Annotated in this window: 15 protein-coding genes, 1 other RNA gene and 1 pseudogene; 10 read left to right on the top strand and 7 right to left on the bottom strand. The window is 63.3% G+C overall.

Going from position 1 to position 18,468, the window contains the following annotated elements; genetic code table 11:
- Nucleotides 1-174: 174 nt before the first annotated feature.
- The gene (locus tag CRP45_RS08825) at nt 175-573 is read right to left on the bottom strand and encodes a GNAT family N-acetyltransferase (RefSeq protein ID WP_097244717.1); all 399 of its coding nucleotides are present in this window, start codon (nt 571-573) and stop codon (nt 175-177) included.
- 108 nt (nt 574-681) lie between these two features.
- Nucleotides 682-978: pseudogene (locus tag CRP45_RS08820) on the bottom strand (IS110 family transposase); the annotation flags it as partial.
- Between the two features lie 191 nt (nt 979-1,169).
- On the opposite strand from CRP45_RS08820, the gene ssrA reads away from it, so the two are divergent.
- The 9 genes from ssrA to CRP45_RS08775 all read left to right on the top strand — a co-directional run bounded on the left by ssrA (nt 1,170) and on the right by CRP45_RS08775 (nt 12,249).
- Nucleotides 1,170-1,538, top strand: a transfer-messenger RNA (tmRNA) gene (ssrA, locus tag CRP45_RS08815).
- A 215-nt stretch (nt 1,539-1,753) separates the two neighbouring features.
- Complete coding sequence (locus tag CRP45_RS08810) at nt 1,754-3,106, top strand: AAA family ATPase (RefSeq protein WP_179830821.1); 1,353 nt, start codon at nt 1,754-1,756, stop codon at nt 3,104-3,106.
- Nucleotides 3,090-3,674 carry an RloB family protein gene (locus tag CRP45_RS08805; protein ID WP_097244716.1) on the top strand — a complete coding sequence of 195 codons (585 nt, stop codon included), beginning with the start codon at nt 3,090-3,092 and terminating at the stop codon, nt 3,672-3,674. Before CRP45_RS08810 ends, CRP45_RS08805 begins: the two co-directional genes overlap by 17 nt.
- 790 nt (nt 3,675-4,464) lie before the next feature.
- A complete protein-coding gene (locus tag CRP45_RS08800; protein ID WP_097244715.1) occupies nt 4,465-8,694 on the top strand; it encodes an ATP-binding protein in 4,230 nt (1,409 codons plus the stop codon).
- Complete coding sequence (locus CRP45_RS08795) at nt 8,691-9,803, top strand: ATP-binding protein (RefSeq protein WP_097244714.1); 1,113 nt, start codon at nt 8,691-8,693, stop codon at nt 9,801-9,803. The genes CRP45_RS08800 and CRP45_RS08795 overlap by 4 nt, the downstream gene beginning before the upstream one ends.
- 13 nt (nt 9,804-9,816) lie before the next feature.
- Complete coding sequence (locus CRP45_RS08790) at nt 9,817-10,158, top strand: effector-associated constant component EACC1 (protein WP_097244713.1); 342 nt, start codon at nt 9,817-9,819, stop codon at nt 10,156-10,158.
- Nucleotides 10,159-10,163: 5 nt separating this feature from the next.
- Nucleotides 10,164-11,150, top strand: coding sequence for a caspase family protein (locus tag CRP45_RS08785; RefSeq protein ID WP_342747004.1), 987 nt, complete (start codon nt 10,164-10,166; stop codon nt 11,148-11,150).
- A 294-nt stretch (nt 11,151-11,444) separates the two neighbouring features.
- A complete protein-coding gene (locus tag CRP45_RS08780) occupies nt 11,445-11,774 on the top strand; it encodes a hypothetical protein (protein ID WP_245910025.1) in 330 nt (109 codons plus the stop codon).
- Nucleotides 11,775-11,778: 4 nt separating this feature from the next.
- Nucleotides 11,779-12,249, top strand: coding sequence for an NUDIX hydrolase (locus CRP45_RS08775; RefSeq protein ID WP_097244711.1), 471 nt, complete (start codon nt 11,779-11,781; stop codon nt 12,247-12,249).
- 665 nt (nt 12,250-12,914) lie between these two features.
- Here CRP45_RS08775 and CRP45_RS33255 read toward each other — a convergent pair.
- The 4 genes from CRP45_RS33255 to CRP45_RS08760 all read right to left on the bottom strand — a co-directional run bounded on the left by CRP45_RS33255 (nt 12,915) and on the right by CRP45_RS08760 (nt 15,487).
- Entirely contained in the window at nt 12,915-13,598 is a 684-nt protein-coding gene (locus CRP45_RS33255; protein WP_143861389.1) for a hypothetical protein, read from the bottom strand.
- 64 nt (nt 13,599-13,662) lie between these two features.
- Nucleotides 13,663-14,514, bottom strand: a complete 852-nt coding sequence (locus CRP45_RS08770) for a hypothetical protein (protein ID WP_097244710.1) — start codon at nt 14,512-14,514, stop codon at nt 13,663-13,665.
- Entirely contained in the window at nt 14,511-14,858 is a 348-nt protein-coding gene (locus CRP45_RS08765) for a type VII secretion target (protein WP_179830819.1), read from the bottom strand. The genes CRP45_RS08770 and CRP45_RS08765 overlap by 4 nt, the downstream gene beginning before the upstream one ends.
- A gap of 2 nt (nt 14,859-14,860) precedes the next feature.
- The gene (locus CRP45_RS08760) at nt 14,861-15,487 is read right to left on the bottom strand and encodes a YbaB/EbfC family nucleoid-associated protein (RefSeq protein ID WP_245910114.1); all 627 of its coding nucleotides are present in this window, start codon (nt 15,485-15,487) and stop codon (nt 14,861-14,863) included.
- A 468-nt stretch (nt 15,488-15,955) separates the two neighbouring features.
- Here CRP45_RS08760 and CRP45_RS08755 point away from each other — a divergent pair, with 468 nt between their 5' ends.
- Nucleotides 15,956-17,521 (top strand): FAD-binding oxidoreductase, encoded by a 1,566-nt coding sequence (locus tag CRP45_RS08755; RefSeq protein WP_097244707.1) that lies wholly within the window; start codon nt 15,956-15,958, stop codon nt 17,519-17,521.
- A gap of 52 nt (nt 17,522-17,573) precedes the next feature.
- On the opposite strand, the gene CRP45_RS08750 is transcribed toward CRP45_RS08755, so the two are convergent.
- Nucleotides 17,574-18,389, bottom strand: coding sequence for a cyclase family protein (locus tag CRP45_RS08750; RefSeq protein ID WP_097244706.1), 816 nt, complete (start codon nt 18,387-18,389; stop codon nt 17,574-17,576).
- Between the last annotated feature and the right edge of the window lie 79 nt (nt 18,390-18,468).

Below are 18,468 nucleotides of genomic sequence, written 5' to 3'. Positions count from 1 at the left end.
AATCGGACGCTTGACCGACTTGGGATTGGGCTGCGTGTGCGCAATTCGTGGGCTAATTGAGGGTTCAAGGAGTTCGGGTCTAGCGGGGTAGACGCTCGTCTATGCGGGGGTGTCCCTATGGTTTGGTCAAGCTGGATCGGTCGCAACTGGTTGAGCCGTCGTGGCGTTTCGGTGTCAGTTCAGTCGTAGTAGCCCGGCGTCGGTGGTTCGGAACCCGCAGGTATCGCGATAGAAGCTGGTGAGATGTGGTTCGTAGTCGACGTGCAGCCACTCGAGGCCGAGTTCGCGTAGGTCGCTGATGAGCGTCGTGACCAGGCTGGTTCCGATGCGCTGATGCTGGAGGTCGGGGGCGACCATGGTGTCGAGGAGGAACGCATGCCGACCTCCATCCCAGACAGCGTGGACAAATCCGACGAGCCGATCGCCGACGAACGCGCCGACCCACGATCTGCTGTGCCGTTCCAGGCGCGCCTTCCAAGGGCTCAGCACGTGGTCACCGCCGAATGCGTCGGTGTGCAGCTGCGAGAGCACCTCATCGTCGACAGCGAAACGGATGCGGAGGTCCGCGATCATGTGGCGTCCTCTCAGCGCAGGTCGTCATGACGAATGAAGTCACGTCATCGTGGCATCACCTCGATGCTGGGACCAGCGGATTTCGGTAGGGTTGTTTGGTTTCGAGCATGGCGTAGATGACGCCGCAGCGGCGTCGGGCCAGGCAGATAAGGGCGGCGTCTTCGCCTGACCCGGATAGAGATCGGCGATGCGGCGCATCGACAGGCCGGGCAGGTAGGCCACGTCATGGCCGCAAGCGCGGGCGACGGTGACCGGCAGCGCGCCGATGCCGATGGTGTTGGGCCGGTCGACCACGATCAGCAGCGGTCCGCGAGCGGCGAGCTGGTCGAACACCGCGCGTAGCCGGGACTCGTCGTTGGACAGTGCGTTGTCGAACGACCGCTTGCCGGTCGTGTCGAGGCCAACCGTAGGCCCATGCCAGGTCCGCGAAGAAGGTCATGGGGTGACCTCCGGTGGGAGTGCGACAGTCGTCCAGGTCGCGCCACCTTTAGTGATCGAGTCTGATCGGTATGACCTAGAACACGCACAAATAATCGGGGATGATTCCGCGTTGGGCGGGTGTTAGCATTACTAGCCCGCAAGGTGCGGGCACGTACGGGGCTGAACGGTTTCGACTGCGTACGTTGATTCAGGGGAAGCGTGTCGGTGCAGGCAAGAGACCACCGTAAGCGTCGTTGCAACCAATTAAGCGCCGATTCTCATCAGCGCGAGTACGCTCTCGCTGCCTAAGCGACAGCGTCTCTGTCGGCCCGGGATATGCCCTCGGTCCCGGTGCCGGCATCAGCTAGAGGGCTCACCGTCCGACTCGGTCGCGGAGCCGGACGGGACATCGAACAGCGACTGGGATCGTCATCTCGGCTTGTTCGCGTGACCGAGAGATCCGAGCAGAGACACAGCGAACTGCACACGGAGAAGTCCTGAAGACACGGCGGAGGACCCGGGTTCGATTCCCGGCAGCTCCACCCACGAAGGCGAGTGCTCGTGAAGAGCACTCGCCTTTTTGCGGGTTCCGCGTGTTTGTGGGGCCGAAGCCCCACACCCCACCCGGCGGGCTCCGCCCCCGCGGCTGGTCCGCGGCGGCAATCTGCATGCCCCGAGGATGAGATTCGAGGCATTTCAGGGGAGAATCTGCAGGTATGCTGTTCAAAACGCCCTTCAACTCGGTGTCGGGAGGTGGCAGATGCTTCGTAGCTTCAGGGTCGGCAACCATCGTTCGTTCGCGGACGAGAACGAGTTGCTGCTGATGCCTGCCGCTGATGATCGGCCTGCGGTTCCGGTTGCCGCGGTGTACGGGGCGAACGCCTCGGGGAAGTCCAACCTGTTGGATGGGCTCCGGTTCATGCAGCGGGCCGTGACGCAGTCGTTTTCCCAGTGGGAGCCATTCGCGGGTGTTCCGCGCACTCCTTACAGCTTTCGGACGAGTCACATAGTCTCTGTGGCGTCGACTTACGTCGTCGAGATCATGGCCGACGGAATTCCGTGGACCTACGGGTTCACTGTCGACAACGAGCGGGTGCTCGAGGAATGGCTTTTCAGCTATCCAGAGAAGCGTAAGCGGGTGTTGTTTCAGCGGACCGGGGACGAGTACAGCTCTGGGTCGGCGATGGCCGAGCATCGGGCTCAGCTCAAAATTCTGCAGGAGCTCACCCGGCCAAACGCCCTGTTCCTGAGTGCTGTCGCCCAAGCCAAGCCGGATATGTTCGAGCCGGTACACCGCTGGTTCCGTGAAACGCTGATTCTGTCAGACGGACGACGTGCGTCGACCGCTGCGATCGCTCGTCGTCTGCGTCGAGTTCTTCTTCGTGGTTCGGCGGCCGAGGGGGCTCGTCTGGTGGAGCTGGTTCAAGAGGCAGACTTCGGAATTGCCGCCATCGACACACCTGTTGTTCCCGAGGCTCTGCTCGATTCCGTCCCGCCCGGGCAACGGCACGACATCACGGGGCTGAAAATGCTCGATGAGTTCGCTTCGAGAAGTGAAGCGCAGGTCGATGACTCGACGGGCAGGATTCCGGTGGTGCACGATGTATACGCAGAGAGTGTTACTCACGCGTTGCCTCCGCTGGTCTTCGTTCATCACGGCAGCGAAGCGGCCGTGCTGCCCCTCGAGCAGGAGTCGGCGGGTACCATCGCCTGGCTCGAGATCTTGCCCGGAGTTCTGGACGCGCTCGATCACGGGCGGGTTCTGGTCATCGATGAGATCGACACCAGCCTTCATCCACTGCTCACCGCGTCGCTGATCGAACTGTTCCAGTCGGATGAGACCAATCCTCGTGGCGCGCAACTGATCCTGACGACACACGACTCCTCCCTGCTCGGTACGGTCGTTCGTCCCGATGGTTTGCTGCGCCGCGATCAGGTGTGGTTCGTCGAAAAGGGCGCGGACGGGGCAAGCTCGCTGTATCCGTTGACCGATTACAAGCCGCGCAACGAGCACAATCTCGAACGTCGCTATCTCGGAGGAAGTTTCGGTGCGATCCCGCGGGTCGACTTCCATCGACTCGCGGAGGTTTTGCGGCATGCCCACCCGGCGTGAGAACTCGCGACGTCGACGGGCGCCGTTCCGCGATCCGGTGACGCTGATCCTGATCGTTTGCGGCGGCGAAGTCACCGAGCCCACGTACTTCCACGGTCTACGCCGACACCTGCGCAATCCGGCAACCAAGTCCGCGGTGACCGTGCGCCCCGAGGACCCCAAGCGCGTCGTTGCCTTCGCGGCCAGGCAACGCGCGGACTACGACCAGATCTGGTGCGTTCTCGACGTCGACGAGTTCGACTACTCCGAAGCGATCCGAATGGCACGGACGTCGAAAATCGGTCTGGCGGTGTCGAATCCGTGTTTCGAGTATTGGCTGCTACTTCATTTCGAGAATTGCGATGCAGCCCTGACAGGTTTTCGAGACGTCGAGAAGCGGCTCAAGAAGCACCTTCCGGCATATGACAAGACTGCGCTCCGTTTCGCGGACTACATCGAGGGTGTGGAGGAAGCCGTGCGCCGCGCGAAGTCGCGGAGTGTGGGCGGTGGCGATGACCATCGCGCCAATCCGTCGACGGGTGTGTGGAAGCTGGTAGAACTGATGTTGCCCGAATCCCCGGAGCGGTAGGGACATCGGGCGGTCCCGTATTGCCGGGTGCGGAGAGGTTTCGTCGCGCGTGTGTCATGATGGCCCGATGAACCGGGGATGCTCTCGGGTTGACGAAATAGCCGGATCAATGAGCGACGGCGGCGGCATGCACCTGCAGTTCGTCGTCTCAATCCGGTTCGGTTTCTGGCGTTTTCAGCAAACGTGTGTGTTGTCCTCGCCGACGGGGAGCGTTCGCGGCGCCGCGGTCGCGCAGGTCTGATCCGGGGAACGCAGCTGATCGGGGCGGTAGGCGAGAACGAGGATCAACGGTCCTTCACCCGCAGCGCCTCGACCGACCATCGTGACCGGGATGGGGTCGTGTCGGGCTACTCCTGAGTATCACGGCGTCGGGTGGCACGGCCCCGGTGTTCTTCCTGTTCGTACGGTGTATTCGCGAGGTTCGGCAGGAAGATGTTTGCTTCGAGATTACGGCTGGGGCGCAATGTTCGTTCGGCGGGTCGGATCGGTGTCGAGCTGCGAGAATGTCACCTACCTCCAGCGAACGAGAGGGGCTGGGGGTTCGGAACTGTCGGTCGGTCGGGGAGAGGCACTGTGTGAATTCGTGGGTGGGCGCTGCGGATCGCACCCGCAAGGGGGCTGAAACTCAATGATCATCCTTTTCGCACCTGTCCGCCGAGGACGGGTGGGCGATGAGGTATCGCGTACATTCGCGCGCCGGGTGGACGGCCGCCGGACCGACGAACAAAACGGAACGGGCGGTATCTGCTGCGGACTGCTCCGATCAGTGTTGTGGACGGGGTGAGAGCGAATGGACGCGGAATTCGTACAATCAATCGCTCAGGTCGGCAGTTACGTCCAGATCAGCTTGGTCGCGGGCGGCGTGCACGAGGGTGTGCTGGAAGAGCTGACATTGACCCGGCTGCGGTTGAAGCAGCCGGATGGCATGCCGGTCGCGGTTGCCTTGACAATGGTCGCCACTGTTGCGCGTAAGACCGCGGCCGTCGAGGTCGGTCAACCCCCGCCGTCCCCCGCTGTGCCGACGTCGCCGGTGCAAGCGCCCACCGAACCCGTGGTTGCCGAAATGGCGGGTCCTCCGCTGGAGGATGCGCTCGCGGCGGTCGCCGGATTGCCGCTACTGCCGATCGATATGAGAATCGAGGTCCTAGTCCAGCACGAAAAACAGCTGCTGCAGATCAGGAATTCGTATGAGAACGCCGAAAGGATCGGCGAACTCGAACCCCGGTTCCATCGGGTGGCGATCCTCTACGGGCGGGTCCGGAACCTGTGGAACGCCGACAAGGGAAATCCGGGGCTGAATCGGCTCGCGGGCGCCTTCAAGTTGCTGATGGAAGACTCCGACGAGGCGCAGGACTACCTCACCGTCGCCGCGGACGGCGGTGACGTACCGGCCATGCGATTGTTGGCCATCAGCGCAGCTCGCAACGGCGACCACCGAACCGCGGTACGCGGGCTCTGCCAGTACGTCGAACACGTTGCCGCGGGCGCGGATTCGCTCACGCGACAGGCGATGCGCGACTTGCTGGCCGCGACCGGAACCGAGCGGTCGAGTGTTCTGGAAGGCTCGCGGCAAGCCAGCGCGCCGGTCGTCGAGTCGACCGTAACCGCTCCGCGAAAAGTGACGCCGAATCGTGCCCTCGAGCAGCCGATTCCCGCGCCGCGACGGCCGGTCCAGTCGCGTCCCGCGCCGTTGACGCAGAACATCCCCCGCCCGTCACAACGCCCGGCCGCGCAGGCAAGGCCGCCGAAGCGGGAACCCAAAGACCCGTATCAGCACGCGAAGTTCATGGAACTGCAGCTGAAAGACTTCGTGCAGGCGAAGATCTACTACCGGCAGGCGATCAAGGAGAATGTCAAACGCGAAAGTGCGGTAAAGGATCTGGCCTGGCTCACGCGGCAAACCGACGGGCCGGTCGCCGCGCTCGAGGTCATCGAGCAAGAATTTCCGGGAATAGTGCAGCCGGGAAACGCGCTGGAGAACATCCTCATCGACTTTCTGACCGGTGCCCGCCGATATCCCGAAGCACTGGAGCTGCTGAATCGTCAATATCAGCGAAAAGACATCACTACCAGTCAACGTGACCATCGGCTGCATCAGATCGCCTTCGTCAAGCTCGCCGCCGGTCAGGATTCCACCGGTGAATGGTTGCAGCTGTACAGCCAATCGCCGGACAACACGGCCGTTCAGCGTGGCCTCGCCGTCGCATTGATTCAGCGCGGCGTGCTCGACGACCTGGACGAAGCGGAAAAGCTCATCGAGCACCATACCGACCAGCATGCCGACGGAATCCGCAAGCGGATCGCCGCGCTGCGCAGCGGTGGTAGCGGCGTGGTATCCGCGGACTGGGTGGAAAAGATGCTACCGCAGGATGCCTCGGGTCTCGGCAGTTCGACGCCGCCCTTGGTGACCTACGTCATGAAGAATTATTCGAAGCTTGCCGACGAGACGAGAAAGCGAGGCACCCGCGCGACCCATCGAGACCTCAACGTCATCGCCGAAACGGCTCGGCAGATGGGCAGCAAACAGCCCGAGAACAGTGCCCAGGCCTATATTTCGGCGGCGGTCCTCGCCCACGAATTGGGTGTGCCCGACAGCGGACGCTATCTGTACTCCGGGCTGACCACCTTGGCCGACCTCATGCAGGACCGCAAGGAGCACGAATCGGCACGGGACCTGTACTGCTCGGCGCTGGCGGCGGCGGACGAGCAGCAAGACGGCGACACGATGCCGGACATACGGTGGGCGCTGACGGGATATCTCCGCTCGCTCAACGGCCGTCGCGCACTGCGCAACCTCCGGCGCGACCGAGACGGGTCGCTTTCCTCGCTCTTGGCCAGCGATGTGTCCAAAGTGCTCGTCGACCTGACCCGCGCGAACGGCGCGAAGGTGCTGGAACTGGTCCGTCCCGTGCTGGCGGATACCAGCGTCGCGCGGGATCTGCTGCTGGACGCGATCTGTACCCGGCCGGAACTTCGGGCGGCGACCGCGGAATGCTTGGCCGATTCGCCCACGGGAATCCCGGCCCGTCCGGACGAGCGCCAGGTGCGCGATGCGTGGCAGCAGGCCGCGGTGTCGTGGAATCGCCGCAAGCGCAGCCTGTCTCACGCGCTCGCCGACCTGCGTCAGGTCACGATCTCGGAAACCACGCTGGACGTGGCGTTGCAGCGCGTGAACGACCCGGATCTGGTGATGCCCGAGGTGATGCAGGATGGGTTGGCCGCGATCGGCCGTGCGTTGGTGGAGCTGCGCAGGTTCACCCACGAGCCGTCTTTCGAGGAGCGCGAGAGCTGCCTGCGCACTGCTGACCACACCGTGCAGCAACTGCGCGACGACGTCCAGCGCGGTCCGACGGCGCTGGCGGTGGAGCTGCTGGAGCCGATCGCCATCCGCATCCAAGAACTGATCGCCGACGCCAACAAGCAGCTCATCGCCGCCCAACCCCCGCAACCGGAACTCAGCCTCGCGCTGCAGGAGAGCAGCAGCGGTCAGAATGGCGTCGTCACGGTGCAGATCAAGGTGTCCAACGCGGCGGGCAGTGCGCCGCTCGGCTCGCCGGAACTGCTCATCAGCGCGGAGCCCGGCCTGTTCTCGGTCGACGATCAGAAGGTTCAGTTGCCGACCGCGGTGCGCGGCAACGATCACCGGATCGAGAGTGTCCGGTTGCGCGTGTCGGAAACCCTGGTCAACGCGGGCGCCTTTTCACTGCCGGTGACGCTGCGATACCGGTTCCGCTCCAATGTCGAATACGAGCAGTACAGTGCGATCCTCCCGGTTCGCCTGGCGCGTGAAGAAGAGTTCGAGCCCATCGACAATCCTTACCAGGACGGTGCGACCGGGCGACCCGTGGAAAGCCCGAAGATGTTCTTCGGTCGAGACGAGTTGATCGACCGGATCCGGGCCCGGCTGCGCAATGCCAAATCACCGGGCATCGGTGTGGCGGTTTTCGGACAGAAACGTGCAGGTAAGTCGTCCATCCGTCTGCACCTCCAGTACCGCCTTGTCGAGCTCGATCATCTGCCGGTCGTGGACGTGGGCAATATCGGTGACCTCTCGCCGCAGCCAGACAGTGATGGAACCCGCCTACTGGCATTGTTGATGTGGCGCATTCTGGAAGGCGCCGACAACGCTTATGCGGCGCTCGAACAGGCCAACGGTATCCCGTTGATTCCGACAGGTCTGGACCGGGAGAAGTTTCTGGAGACGCCGGAGCCGATCTATGACTGCGCGATGATCATGGAGAATCATCGCAGGCGGGTCGGAAACCGACTTCCCCCGCTGGTGGTCTTGATCGACGAGTTTCAATATTTCGACCAGTGGATTCGCCGAGGCCTGCTTTCACCGTCGTTCATGCAGTCTTTCAAGGCATTGCTCGAGCGGAGACTCTTCCATCTGATCATCGTGGGGCAGGCGGCCGTCGACCGATTGATCCAGGCGGATCCGAACGTGTTCGGTGTCTTCTCGACGGAGCGGGTCACCTATCTCGCGAAGGAATACGCCAGGCAGCTGATACAGGTGCCGATCATGATGAAGCGAGACGGCGAGGAGATTTCCAGGTACCACGAGCGCGCGGTGGATCAGATTCTCGATCTCACCGGGGGCAGCGCCTTCTATATCCAGCGCTTCTGCGATCGTCTCGTGGAATATATGAACGCGGAACGGGCGCCGGTGGTTACCGAGGCCGACGTCGAACATGTTCGTGACCAGTTTCTCGACGTATTGGAAATGAAGGATTTCGAGAATCTGGAGTCGTCCGGATACACCGATGCCGAGGCATTCACGCGCGAAGACTACCGAGAGATGCTGCTCGCCATCGCCCGTGCGGCGCACAACCAGGTAGCCACCGTGCGTTCGATCTGCGAGGAGTACCACGGGCAACGGGAGGCGACCGACCTGCTCGAGGACCTGGTCCTGCGCGACGTGGTCCGGCGCGAAGCCGGTGGCTATCAGATAGTCGTTCGCCTCTACCAAGACTGGCTGCTCAAGTACTTCGGCGTGAAGTCCGGGGTGGATCAGCCATGACATCCTCGCATCGACACGCGAGCCTTCCGGCCTCCGACAATCCGTATGTCGGCGTCGGACAGGAGGCGACGGGGGAACGTTTCATCGGCCGCCTCGAGATGGTGCGCCGGGTGCAGGGCGTGTGGCAACGACCAGGGCGGCCGTCGAACTTGCGGGTGCTCGGGCATCATCGGGTGGGTAAGACGAGTCTGGTGCGTCATGCGCTGAACACGTCCACCGTCCCGCGGGCGGAGCTGCTCACGGTCTGGCTGAATGTCGGAAACCATGTATCGGGAGCGGATCTCTTTCGATCGATGAGCCGTCAGGTCATGGAGCGCCTCGACATTTCGGTACGGCGCGACCCGTCGGCAGCGGAATTGGTCGAGTCGTTGCACGCGATCAATGCGGCGGTGCAGCTCAGCGTCGATTGGTACGACCTGTCCGAGGCGACGAAGCGGTTCTTCGCCACGTTGACCGATGCCGGTTACAGTGCGCTCGTCGTGCTGGACGAATTCGATCGGGCGTCGACGGCACTCACTTCGCTGGCGGAATTTCAGTGCCTTCGGACGTTGGCCAGTGAGTCACAGTACTCGTTCGGCCTGATCACCATTTCCAGGCAGCATATCGAATCCATCGAGATCGATGCCATGGGCGGCTCGATTCTGGGCGGTGTCGTGGTGGTTCCGGAGTACGTCGGAATGTTCACCGACACGGAGACCGATTTGATGCTCGCGCGGGCCGCCGAGGTCGGTGTCGGTCTCGCATCGGTCCGCTCGGAGATCATCGATCTGGCCGGTCGGCATCCATTTCTGACCGAGGTGTTGTGCAATCGACTCGTCGCGTTGTATCGGAGCGACGGCGAGGTGGACACGAGTGCGGCCTATCTCGCCGAGATTCACGCATTCGAGACGCAGTTCCGGCAGCTCGTCCACAATATCAACAGCGAAACCGGTGGGCGCGGGTTGGTGATGCTGCAGCGGATTGCGGCGGGACGCCCACTGGACTTGCCTTTGATCGATCTCCAGCATCTGCGTCTGATGGGCATTGTTTTCGGAAAAGGTTCCGGAACCAGCCTGTTCAGCGCCGAGTTCGGGCGTTTCGTACTGACCCACAATCGCGACGGGCACTGACCGAGGAATAGAAATGAATCTTTCGATACATGTCGACAGCGAGGCCGCACCGGACCTCTACCGCTGGCTGGCGAGCGACCCCGAGGTCGCCCGGGGTATCACTCCTGCCGCGGAATCCAGTCGCGGTGATATGGGATTGGCGTTCGACATCCTGAATCTCGTCGTTCCCAATGCCATCGCGCTTTCGAGCTTGATAACTTCGATTCTGATGTATCGCGCATCTCGGGAGGAGTCCGGTACTCGCGTGCCGACCGTGCGGATCGAGTATTCGGAAAAGTACGTGGTAGTAGACGGTGACGTGCAAGTCGTGGTCGAGCAATTGATGTCGCGTTCGGCGACGGGTGGCACCGGGTAGGCATCGTGGCGGATGTACCCGACCCGCAGCGATCCCGAGCCGTGCTACTCGGGGTGTCGCAGTATCCGAAGATGAGCGAGTCGCGCCAGTTGCCCGCCGTGGACGACAGCGTCGTCAAGCTGGCGGAGCTCCTGTGCGACAAGGCGGTGTGGGGGCTGCCGCCGGAGAACTGCGTTGTCCTGCGGAACGTGGAGGATCCCGACACGGTGGTGCAGGCCATACGCGAGGCCGCTTCCACCGCGACGGAAGCGTTGGTCTTCTACTACGCCGGTCACGGCCTGTTCGACGCGGCAATGGACGACGGACTGAGCCTGGCATTGTCACCGTCCTATGAGCCCGGCGGTACGCACACCGCGCTCCGGTACGGATCCGTGCGCCGGGAGTTCCTCATTCAAGCTCGGGCGGCGCGACGGCTGGTGCTCCTGGATTGCTGTTGGAGTGGTCTGGCGATATCCGGCGCCATGGGGAGCGATGACGCCGTCGCCGCCACAGTGGCAATAGAGGGCACCGCGGTGCTCACCGCGTGCGCGGGCACTCGGAAGGCTCTCTCACCCCCCGGTGAGCCGTATACGGCGTTCACCGGCGCTTTGATCGACGTGCTCGAAGACGGTATCCCAGAGGCCGGGCCGACGCTGACTGTGCAATCGCTCTTCGGTGCCTTGCAGCAGCGCCTCGCGAAACGCAACCGTCCGCTCCCTCAGTTGGCAAGCCACGGTGCGGGCGCCGCGATGCCCGTGAGTTGGAATCAGGGTCATCGCCGACCTGCTGATGCCACGCCCCCGGCCCGGTCCACGGACGTTCCGGCTACGACCGTTCGGTCGGCTGCCGCGACCCAAGCAAGGATTCGCGCGCTGACCCGCGCGGGGGCTTACGACGAGGCCTTGGCGGAGCGCTTGACGGCGAGCCGATCGGTCGACGAGGAACTCCTCCCCGAGTGGATCGCCTACTTGCGGCGCACCGGAAGGTACCGCGAGGCCGCCGAACTCGAGTGACCGACGACCGCTGACGGATCGGCCGTCTGGCTTCGGCGGTGCGAGGAACTGCCGGACTGGGCGGGCGTCGCGCTCGGCGGGACCGCATTGCGAGAACGATAGTTACCGGCTGGCAATTTTCTGAGCTGTGTCGATCCCGCGCCACCCGTCGAACACCGGCGCGCAGGTCGGTATAGTCGCCGCGGATGAGTAGTTCCGCCGCCTGTGATGTGCTGATGTCGTCGACCCGCCGGTTTGGGCGTGTGGTCTGGCTTGTGCCTGCGCTACTCCTCGCGTTCACCTGGACGGATTGCCGTGGGTGACGCCGACAGCGCCAACGTCCAACAACGAGGCACGGAAGAGAAATTCGGACACGGTATCGAATCTCGCTGCCGTCTCGCTTTGATGCACTACCAGGCACTGCAAGCAACACCGGGCATCGAGCTACGGACCCATACCACGACGCTCTACAACAGCATCTTTCGTGCCGACAATGAGATGTTGGTCAACGCCCACGTGTGGGGAGTGAACGCCTACGGTGCGCCGGTCTGGCATCTGCGCCGTACTCTCGGCGGTGGTCTGTTCGACACGTATACCGACAGTTTCGACGCGGTCTGGCAAACCGGCCGACCGGTGGAGGGGTAAGCCGATGGCGCGCACCGAGTTCTACGACGACCCAGCAGCACCCGAGCCGAACAGTCTCGTCGTCGCGGCCTCCGCCGTGGTGTGCGACGACAACGGCCGCATCCTGTTGCAGCGGCGCGCCGACAGCGGCCTATGGGCGTTGCCAGGTGGTGGCATGGAGATGACCGACAGCCTTCCCGGCTGTGCTGTGCGAGAGGTCAAGGAGGAGACCGGTCTCGATATCGAAATAACCGGCCTCGTCGGCACTTACACCGATCCGCGCCACGTGATCGCGTACGGCGACGGTGAGGTCCGACGCCAGTTCAACGTATGCTTTCTTGCCCGTGTCATCGGGGGCGACCTCGCCATCTCCGACGAGTCCACCGAACTACGGTTCGTAGATCCTTCCGAACTGGACAGCCTCGACATGCACCACACGCAGCGACTCAGGCTGACCCACTACATGGAGGGGCGAAGCGCGCCATACCTCGGCTGATTTCGCAGGGTGCTCGTGCCCACATTTTGCCCACAATTCCGCGCGATACCCGGTGATTCAGCGTGATTGACTGAGCAGTGTTTTCGCAGGTAGAGCCCGGATTGCTATCCCTGCCAGGACCTTATCCGGGTTCGATTCCCGGCAGCTCCACCAACGAAGCCGAGTGCTCGCGAAGAGCACTCGCCTTTTTGGTTGGTTCCGCGTGTTGTGTGCGGGCGAAGCCCCCACGCCCCACCCGGCGGGCTTCGCCCCCGGACCCCCGTCTCTGGTTGGCCTACTCAATGCTGCACTCGGTCCCGGGCCGCCAACCCCCGACCTGCCTGCTCGATGCCGCTCCCTGCACTCCCATCCCTGACGTGCCTGCCCGACGCCGCGCCCCGGGCGTCCAGTTGTTGTGGGCCGCACGGTGGTCGACGACCGGCGCGGCGGGTACCGCGAGGACCTGCACCAGGGTCTGGGGAATTCGAACTGAGGTCGGGCAGCTACTTCCCGGATTGGCTGCCCGAGCGCCGTAAGGCGCTGAACAGGCACTGACCTCCGTGTTGGCCAGGCGTGCACTCGGTGTTCGATCGCCGACACCGAATCAGTTGCCGCCCAGGATGATCAGATGCTCGATGCCTTGACCGAGAAGCTGTCGACAGTGGCCGACCGATTCTTGGCAGTGGTCACGATCTATCGGCTCGCATCTCCGATCCATAGCCACCATGCTGGAATCGGTACAAGCCCGCTTGGTTACCTAGTTCCCATCGGAGTTCGGGATTGCAGACATAGAACCGGAGTAGGTGGTAGACCCTAGTGGGGTCGGTGGCCAGGAATGTGTGGGGGAGGTCGATGATTCGAGATCCGGTTTCGGGTCCTCGGGGGACGATGTCGATGACGTTGGTTCGGGTGGATCGTACCTTGTCGCAACGGGATTCGATCGCCGAGATATCATCCCAGGCAATGCCTATTGGCGACTTTCCGTACCTGATCGTCACGTGACCAGGAGTCAATTCGATACCGGCGGTGGAACGTATTCCAGCCAGAACCGAATTTCGTCGAACTGGTAGTACCAACGCATCATCACCGGCGGTAGTCCGAATCTCCGCGGCTACCGGCGCTTTTCGTGGAATCTTCGACCATGCCGCTAGCAGAAAGGCGGTGCACAGGGCGCCGGGGAGCAAGATGACCAGAATCCCCTCCCGCGCCGACCCTTCTCCGACCAGAACAGCCCAGATCACCCCGAGCATGGCCTGCAAAAAGAGTAGTCCCATCGCGAACGGCAATACCGCATATCGGTACGAACCGAACGCCTTTCGCTCCCAGTCCGCAGGTAGCGGCAAGTCGGACGTGCTCAGATAGGCGCCCATGAATAACCTCTCTCACCCGCCACCGGCAGCCGAAGCGACGCTCCGAACGCCCGATGAATCGGCGTTAGTTTTTGTCGTCCGCCGCCGTCGCGAAACCTTTTACAACTGGTTCCAGATAGGTGTTGACGTCCTTGAATGCAGCCTTCATATTAGACAGCGCCTTCGTTAAAGTGGCACTCGCCTGTGCAACATCGGTCATCACCTTCGGGGCAACGTAAGGTGTTGCGGCCCCGCCGGTAACGATTACTTCCAGCGAATATCCGATCAATGCTCCGATTAGGTTCGACAGGACGTCGCGCACCACACTCCGAACTCCGTCAACGATACTTTCCGCCACTTCCATCGACTCGCGCATCGCCGCTGCTGCGGCAGCGGCGAAACTGACTTTATCAATGAGTGACCCGGCGTGCAGTCGATACGAAGTGCCCGCCTGCCCCCGCCATGTAGAGATGTCCTGCGCTACGCTGGAATTCCAGTCTGTAGCGACCTTCTCTAATTCCTTGGAAATGGCGTCCCATGACGCAGCGTAAGCTTTGACTATCGCCGGATTTCCCGTCAATCCCTCCAGCACTGCCCGGAGGGGTTCGAGATGCTCGAACATCCACTTGACAATCTGGGCTCCAGCGAAAGCGAAGGGGTCGGTCAGCCCCTTTGCCAGGCCGGTGATATTGATCCCGAGCGCGACGGCCCCTAGGCATGCCGAGTTCACGTCGCCCGACTGGAACTTCGCGACCGTTTCCCACGCATCTCCCGCTAGGGTGCCCTTATAAATACCCGGGTCGCCCGATTCTGCCCCACCGTTGAGGCCGACGTTCGAAAGTGAGCGGTTGCCCTCCTGGAAGTACTGATCGCGAATATTGACGTTTTTATTCAGCAGGTCGTTCGCCGGTGGCTCTGCATCAAAAAGTAGACTCACGAATTTCCCCCCTTATCTTCGGCGATAGACTCCCGAAGCGCCGTCAGTGCTTGCCCGAGCTTGCCATCTTTGTCTTCGAACGTTGTTGCAACCGTCTTCAGTTTGTCCGGAACCTCCGACACGCTCTCGGCGAGTGCGTGAATCACCGAAACAGTATTATCTTGTTTGTCGTCGAAAAGCAGTGCAATGGGTATGCGCGGGATGAGCCCAAAACCATCGTCAGCGTTTCCCAAGTAGGTAGCCGCCTCCAGGCACTTCTCTAAGCTCGTCACCAGCCTTGTTACGACTTCGGCGTGCTTGCGCACCTCATCAGGATCGACGGAGATCGCATCAGGAACTGCCACAGTTACACCAACCAAGACTTCTTGTTGAAGTATTCGTCTTCATCATCCGGCTCATCAGGAGTGACGATCTGATCCCGATCGGGTTTACGTGTGCGCGGTCGTGCCGTTGGCGATTCCGTGGGCCAGCCGGAGGTGTAACCAGAGGACGGCACCGGGTCGGATACGTGCGGAGGCGGCGGGGTCACAGGTTGTGGTGGGATGAACTGCGCCGCTGTGGGTGGCGCGTATGTGGGTTGCGGCGGAATGTACTCGTCGGCTGGTTCCGGGTCTGGGAATCGCTCATCGAGAGCCGCGATGATCGACTCTCCCGCCGAGTCGTTTCCGACGGTCGCGCGCACGACATCGGCAACCTCAGCCCGCAACTTCACTTGCGCCTTGCGCATACAGGACAGGATCTCCGCCGACAATGCGGCAGGATCTATACTACGCACCCCCGGACCCAGGTCGATCGCTGTCGGCACTCCGGTGCTGTCCACCGTGACGCTCACTCGCCCATCCGAGCTGGACGCAGACGCTGACACCACGGCCATCCGCTCTTGCAGTTCGCCGTATCGCCGGGCTTTCTGCTCCAAATCTGTCGCGTACTGCGCCAAATCCTCTGCGGCACGGCTCGGATCAAAGCCGACCATCGTCACCTCCCACTCCCCGAACACCTGTCGGTCCGATCCAACACTGTCAACGAAGCCCGCACCGCGCAAATCACAGAGCGAGCCTTCGGTTTCGTCTTCCGGTATAGACGCGCCGCAGATCCGTTCGGTTCCATCGGGATTCCGCGAGGCCCAGCAAAGGTCCAAAACTCCCAGATGCACGGCTTGCGCGGGGCCACTGCCATGCCTGGTAGCGGTCGACTCGTTGGGCCATCAGCCGCTGGGTTGTGATGCTGGGTCGGTCGAAGCCGGAATGTACGGCCGATACTCGGCGAGCGTGAGGACATATGTCCAGGCGTGCATGCGGGTTGGTTGAGGTCGGCCGCCCGAGGGAACGGGTGGATTCGGGCGCGGCAAGTTTGGGGGAGGGCGAACGGAGCGGTCTCTTTGTCGGGAGATGTTTCGGGGATACCGTCGTGCCGGTATTCGATCTTCACTGAGGAGAAGACCATGACACTGTCGCGTCGGCGGTTCCTGGCTGCGTCGGCGGTTGGGGGCGCGGCGGCGGTGGTGGGGGCGCCGGCGGCGGGGGCGGAAGAGTTGCGGGTGGTGGGGGCGGGGGATCTGGAGTATCTGCCGCTGGTGATGCGGGGGTACAACCGGCGGTTCGCGGCGCGGCCGGAGCAGATCTATGTGCCGAGTTCGGCCGAGCAGGTGCGCGTTGCGGTGGGGCGGGCGGTGGCGGCGGGGTCGCGGTTGGCGGTGCGGTCGGGTGGACACTGTTTCGAGGATTTCGTGGACTCGGCGCAGACACGGTCGATCATCGATCTCGGCCGGATGAATCAGGTGCGCTGGGACGAGACGCACCGGGCGTTCTCGGTGGACGCGGGCGCCGAGCTGGGTGCGGTGTACGAGGCGTTGCGGCGCTGGGGTGTGACGATTCCGGCGGGGATCTGCCTGGGCGTCGGGATGGGCGGGCATGTCAGTGGCGGCGGCTACGGGCCGCTGTCGCGGCGGCTCGGGCTGATGGCCGACTATCTGTACGGGGTCGAGGTCGTCACGGTCGGCGACGACGGCGAGGCCAGGGTGGTGCTGGCGACCAAGGACGGCCCGGACGCGGAGCTGTGGTGGGCGCACACCGGCGGTGGTGGCGGCAATTTCGGTGTGGTGACGCGCTTTCTGCTGCGCGCGCCGTTGTCCGATGGGTCCGATCCGGCGACGGCGCTGCCGAAACCGCCCGGTGCGATGCTGAATTCGCGGGTGGTTCTGCCGCTGATGAGCGAGGCCGCGTTCGTGCGGCTGCTCGGAAACTATCTGGCGTTCTACGAGCGCAACAACGAGCCGGGCAATCGGTTCGCGGGACTGTACGCGCCGTTGAGCTTCCGGACGGTCGGCACCGGGTTCGCGCAGATGATCGTGCTGCTGGATGCCGATTCCGCCGACGCCCGAGCGCAATTCGACGAATTCCTCGGTGCGGTGCTGGATGGTGTGGATGCCGTTCCGGTCGTGCAGCCGGTCGCCCAGCTGTCGTATTCCGACACGGTGCAGCAGGTGTACTACCCGAAAGGTTCGCTGACGCCGCGGGTCAAGGTGAAGGCGGCTTACCTGAGGCGGGCGTATTCCGAGGATCAGCTTCGCGTGTTCTACCGGTACCTGACGAATCTCGCTGTGCTCGGCGAGACGGAAGTGGAGTTCCTGCCCTTCGGCGGAGCCATCAATGCCGTCGCGTCCGATGCCACTGCCATCCCCGCGCGGAATTCCTTCGCGCAGATGCTGATTCACGCGGCCTGGCGACTTCCCGAGGGCGACGACGCGCACCTGCGGTGGGCGCGCGAGCTGTTCCGCGAGGTGTATTCGGCGACCGGCGGCGTCCCGGTGCCCAACGCGGACAACGGCGGAAGTTACATCAACTACCCGGACCCCGATCTGGCGGACTCGCGCTGGAACACCTCCGGCGTGCCGTGGCACCGCTTCTACTACGGCGACAACTACCCGAAGTTGTTGCGTATCAAGCGGACTTGGGATCCGCGCGGGGTGTTCCAGCACGCGTTGTCGATCGGTCGACCGGACTGGTGAGACCGCCGACGTCCACCGTAAGACCAACCGCCACCACCGACGTCAAAGCACCTCACGTAAGCGCGATCACCCGACAAGGCCCACCGGTCCCACCCACATGCTTCGGCGCCCCGACGATGACCGTCGCTCCCGAAGCAGGCGCCGCACCGAGATTCGCCAACATCTCCACCCCGTACCGCCCCGCACCGAGAATCGCGGTGTGCGCGCCGTGATCTCGGCTGAGCGCGTGATCCAAGCTCAACGTGTCCACTCCCACGCCGACGACCCCGCACCGCTGCACCAGATACTCGGCCGCGTCGGGTGCGATGCCCGGTGCGTGCGGCACGCCGTTGGCGTCGAGATTGAGGAAGGCCGCGGCGTCGTGGATGTGACGTTCCCAGCCCGAATACATTGCCACGAAGGCTCGTTCGGGCATGCGGCCGTGCCGAGACTGCCAGTTCTCGATGTCGTCGATGGTGAGCGCCGCGTCGGGGTCGCGTTCGGCACGCGCGCTGATGTCGATGACCACCAGTGGCGCGACGAGATCCGTGACGGCGAGCGCGTCGGTGGTCGCGCCGCCCGGCACGCGATGCGCGGGTGCGTCCAGATGGGTTCCGGAGTGTTCCCAGAAGGCGAGCGCGTTCTGGCCGAATCCGCCGAGGGCGTGCCAGGCCACCGGGATCGCCGTGAACGGCGGACTGCCTGGCCACGTCGGCAGGTGTGGGCCGAGGGCGTGGGTGAGGTCGAGAACGCCGCGTGCCGCCGGGACGGCACGGGCGGGCGGCGCAGCGGCGGCGAAGGCGGCGAGTCCCGCGGCGGCGAAGAGCGCGCGGCGGCTGGGACGGGCGGCGTTCTCATGGGCCGACTGGATGATTTTCGGAGCACACATGTCAGTGGTTCCGGATCTGCGACATGGTGTTCCTGACTTCCGACGAGCGGCGGGCGCTCGCTGACGCGCGTGCTTGGCG

It is taken from the genome of Nocardia amikacinitolerans, assembly GCF_900215415.1.
Taxonomy (GTDB): domain Bacteria; phylum Actinomycetota; class Actinomycetes; order Mycobacteriales; family Mycobacteriaceae; genus Nocardia; species Nocardia amikacinitolerans.
The sequence above is the reverse complement of the archived record's forward strand: the minus strand, read 5'-3'. Positions and strand labels throughout refer to the sequence as shown.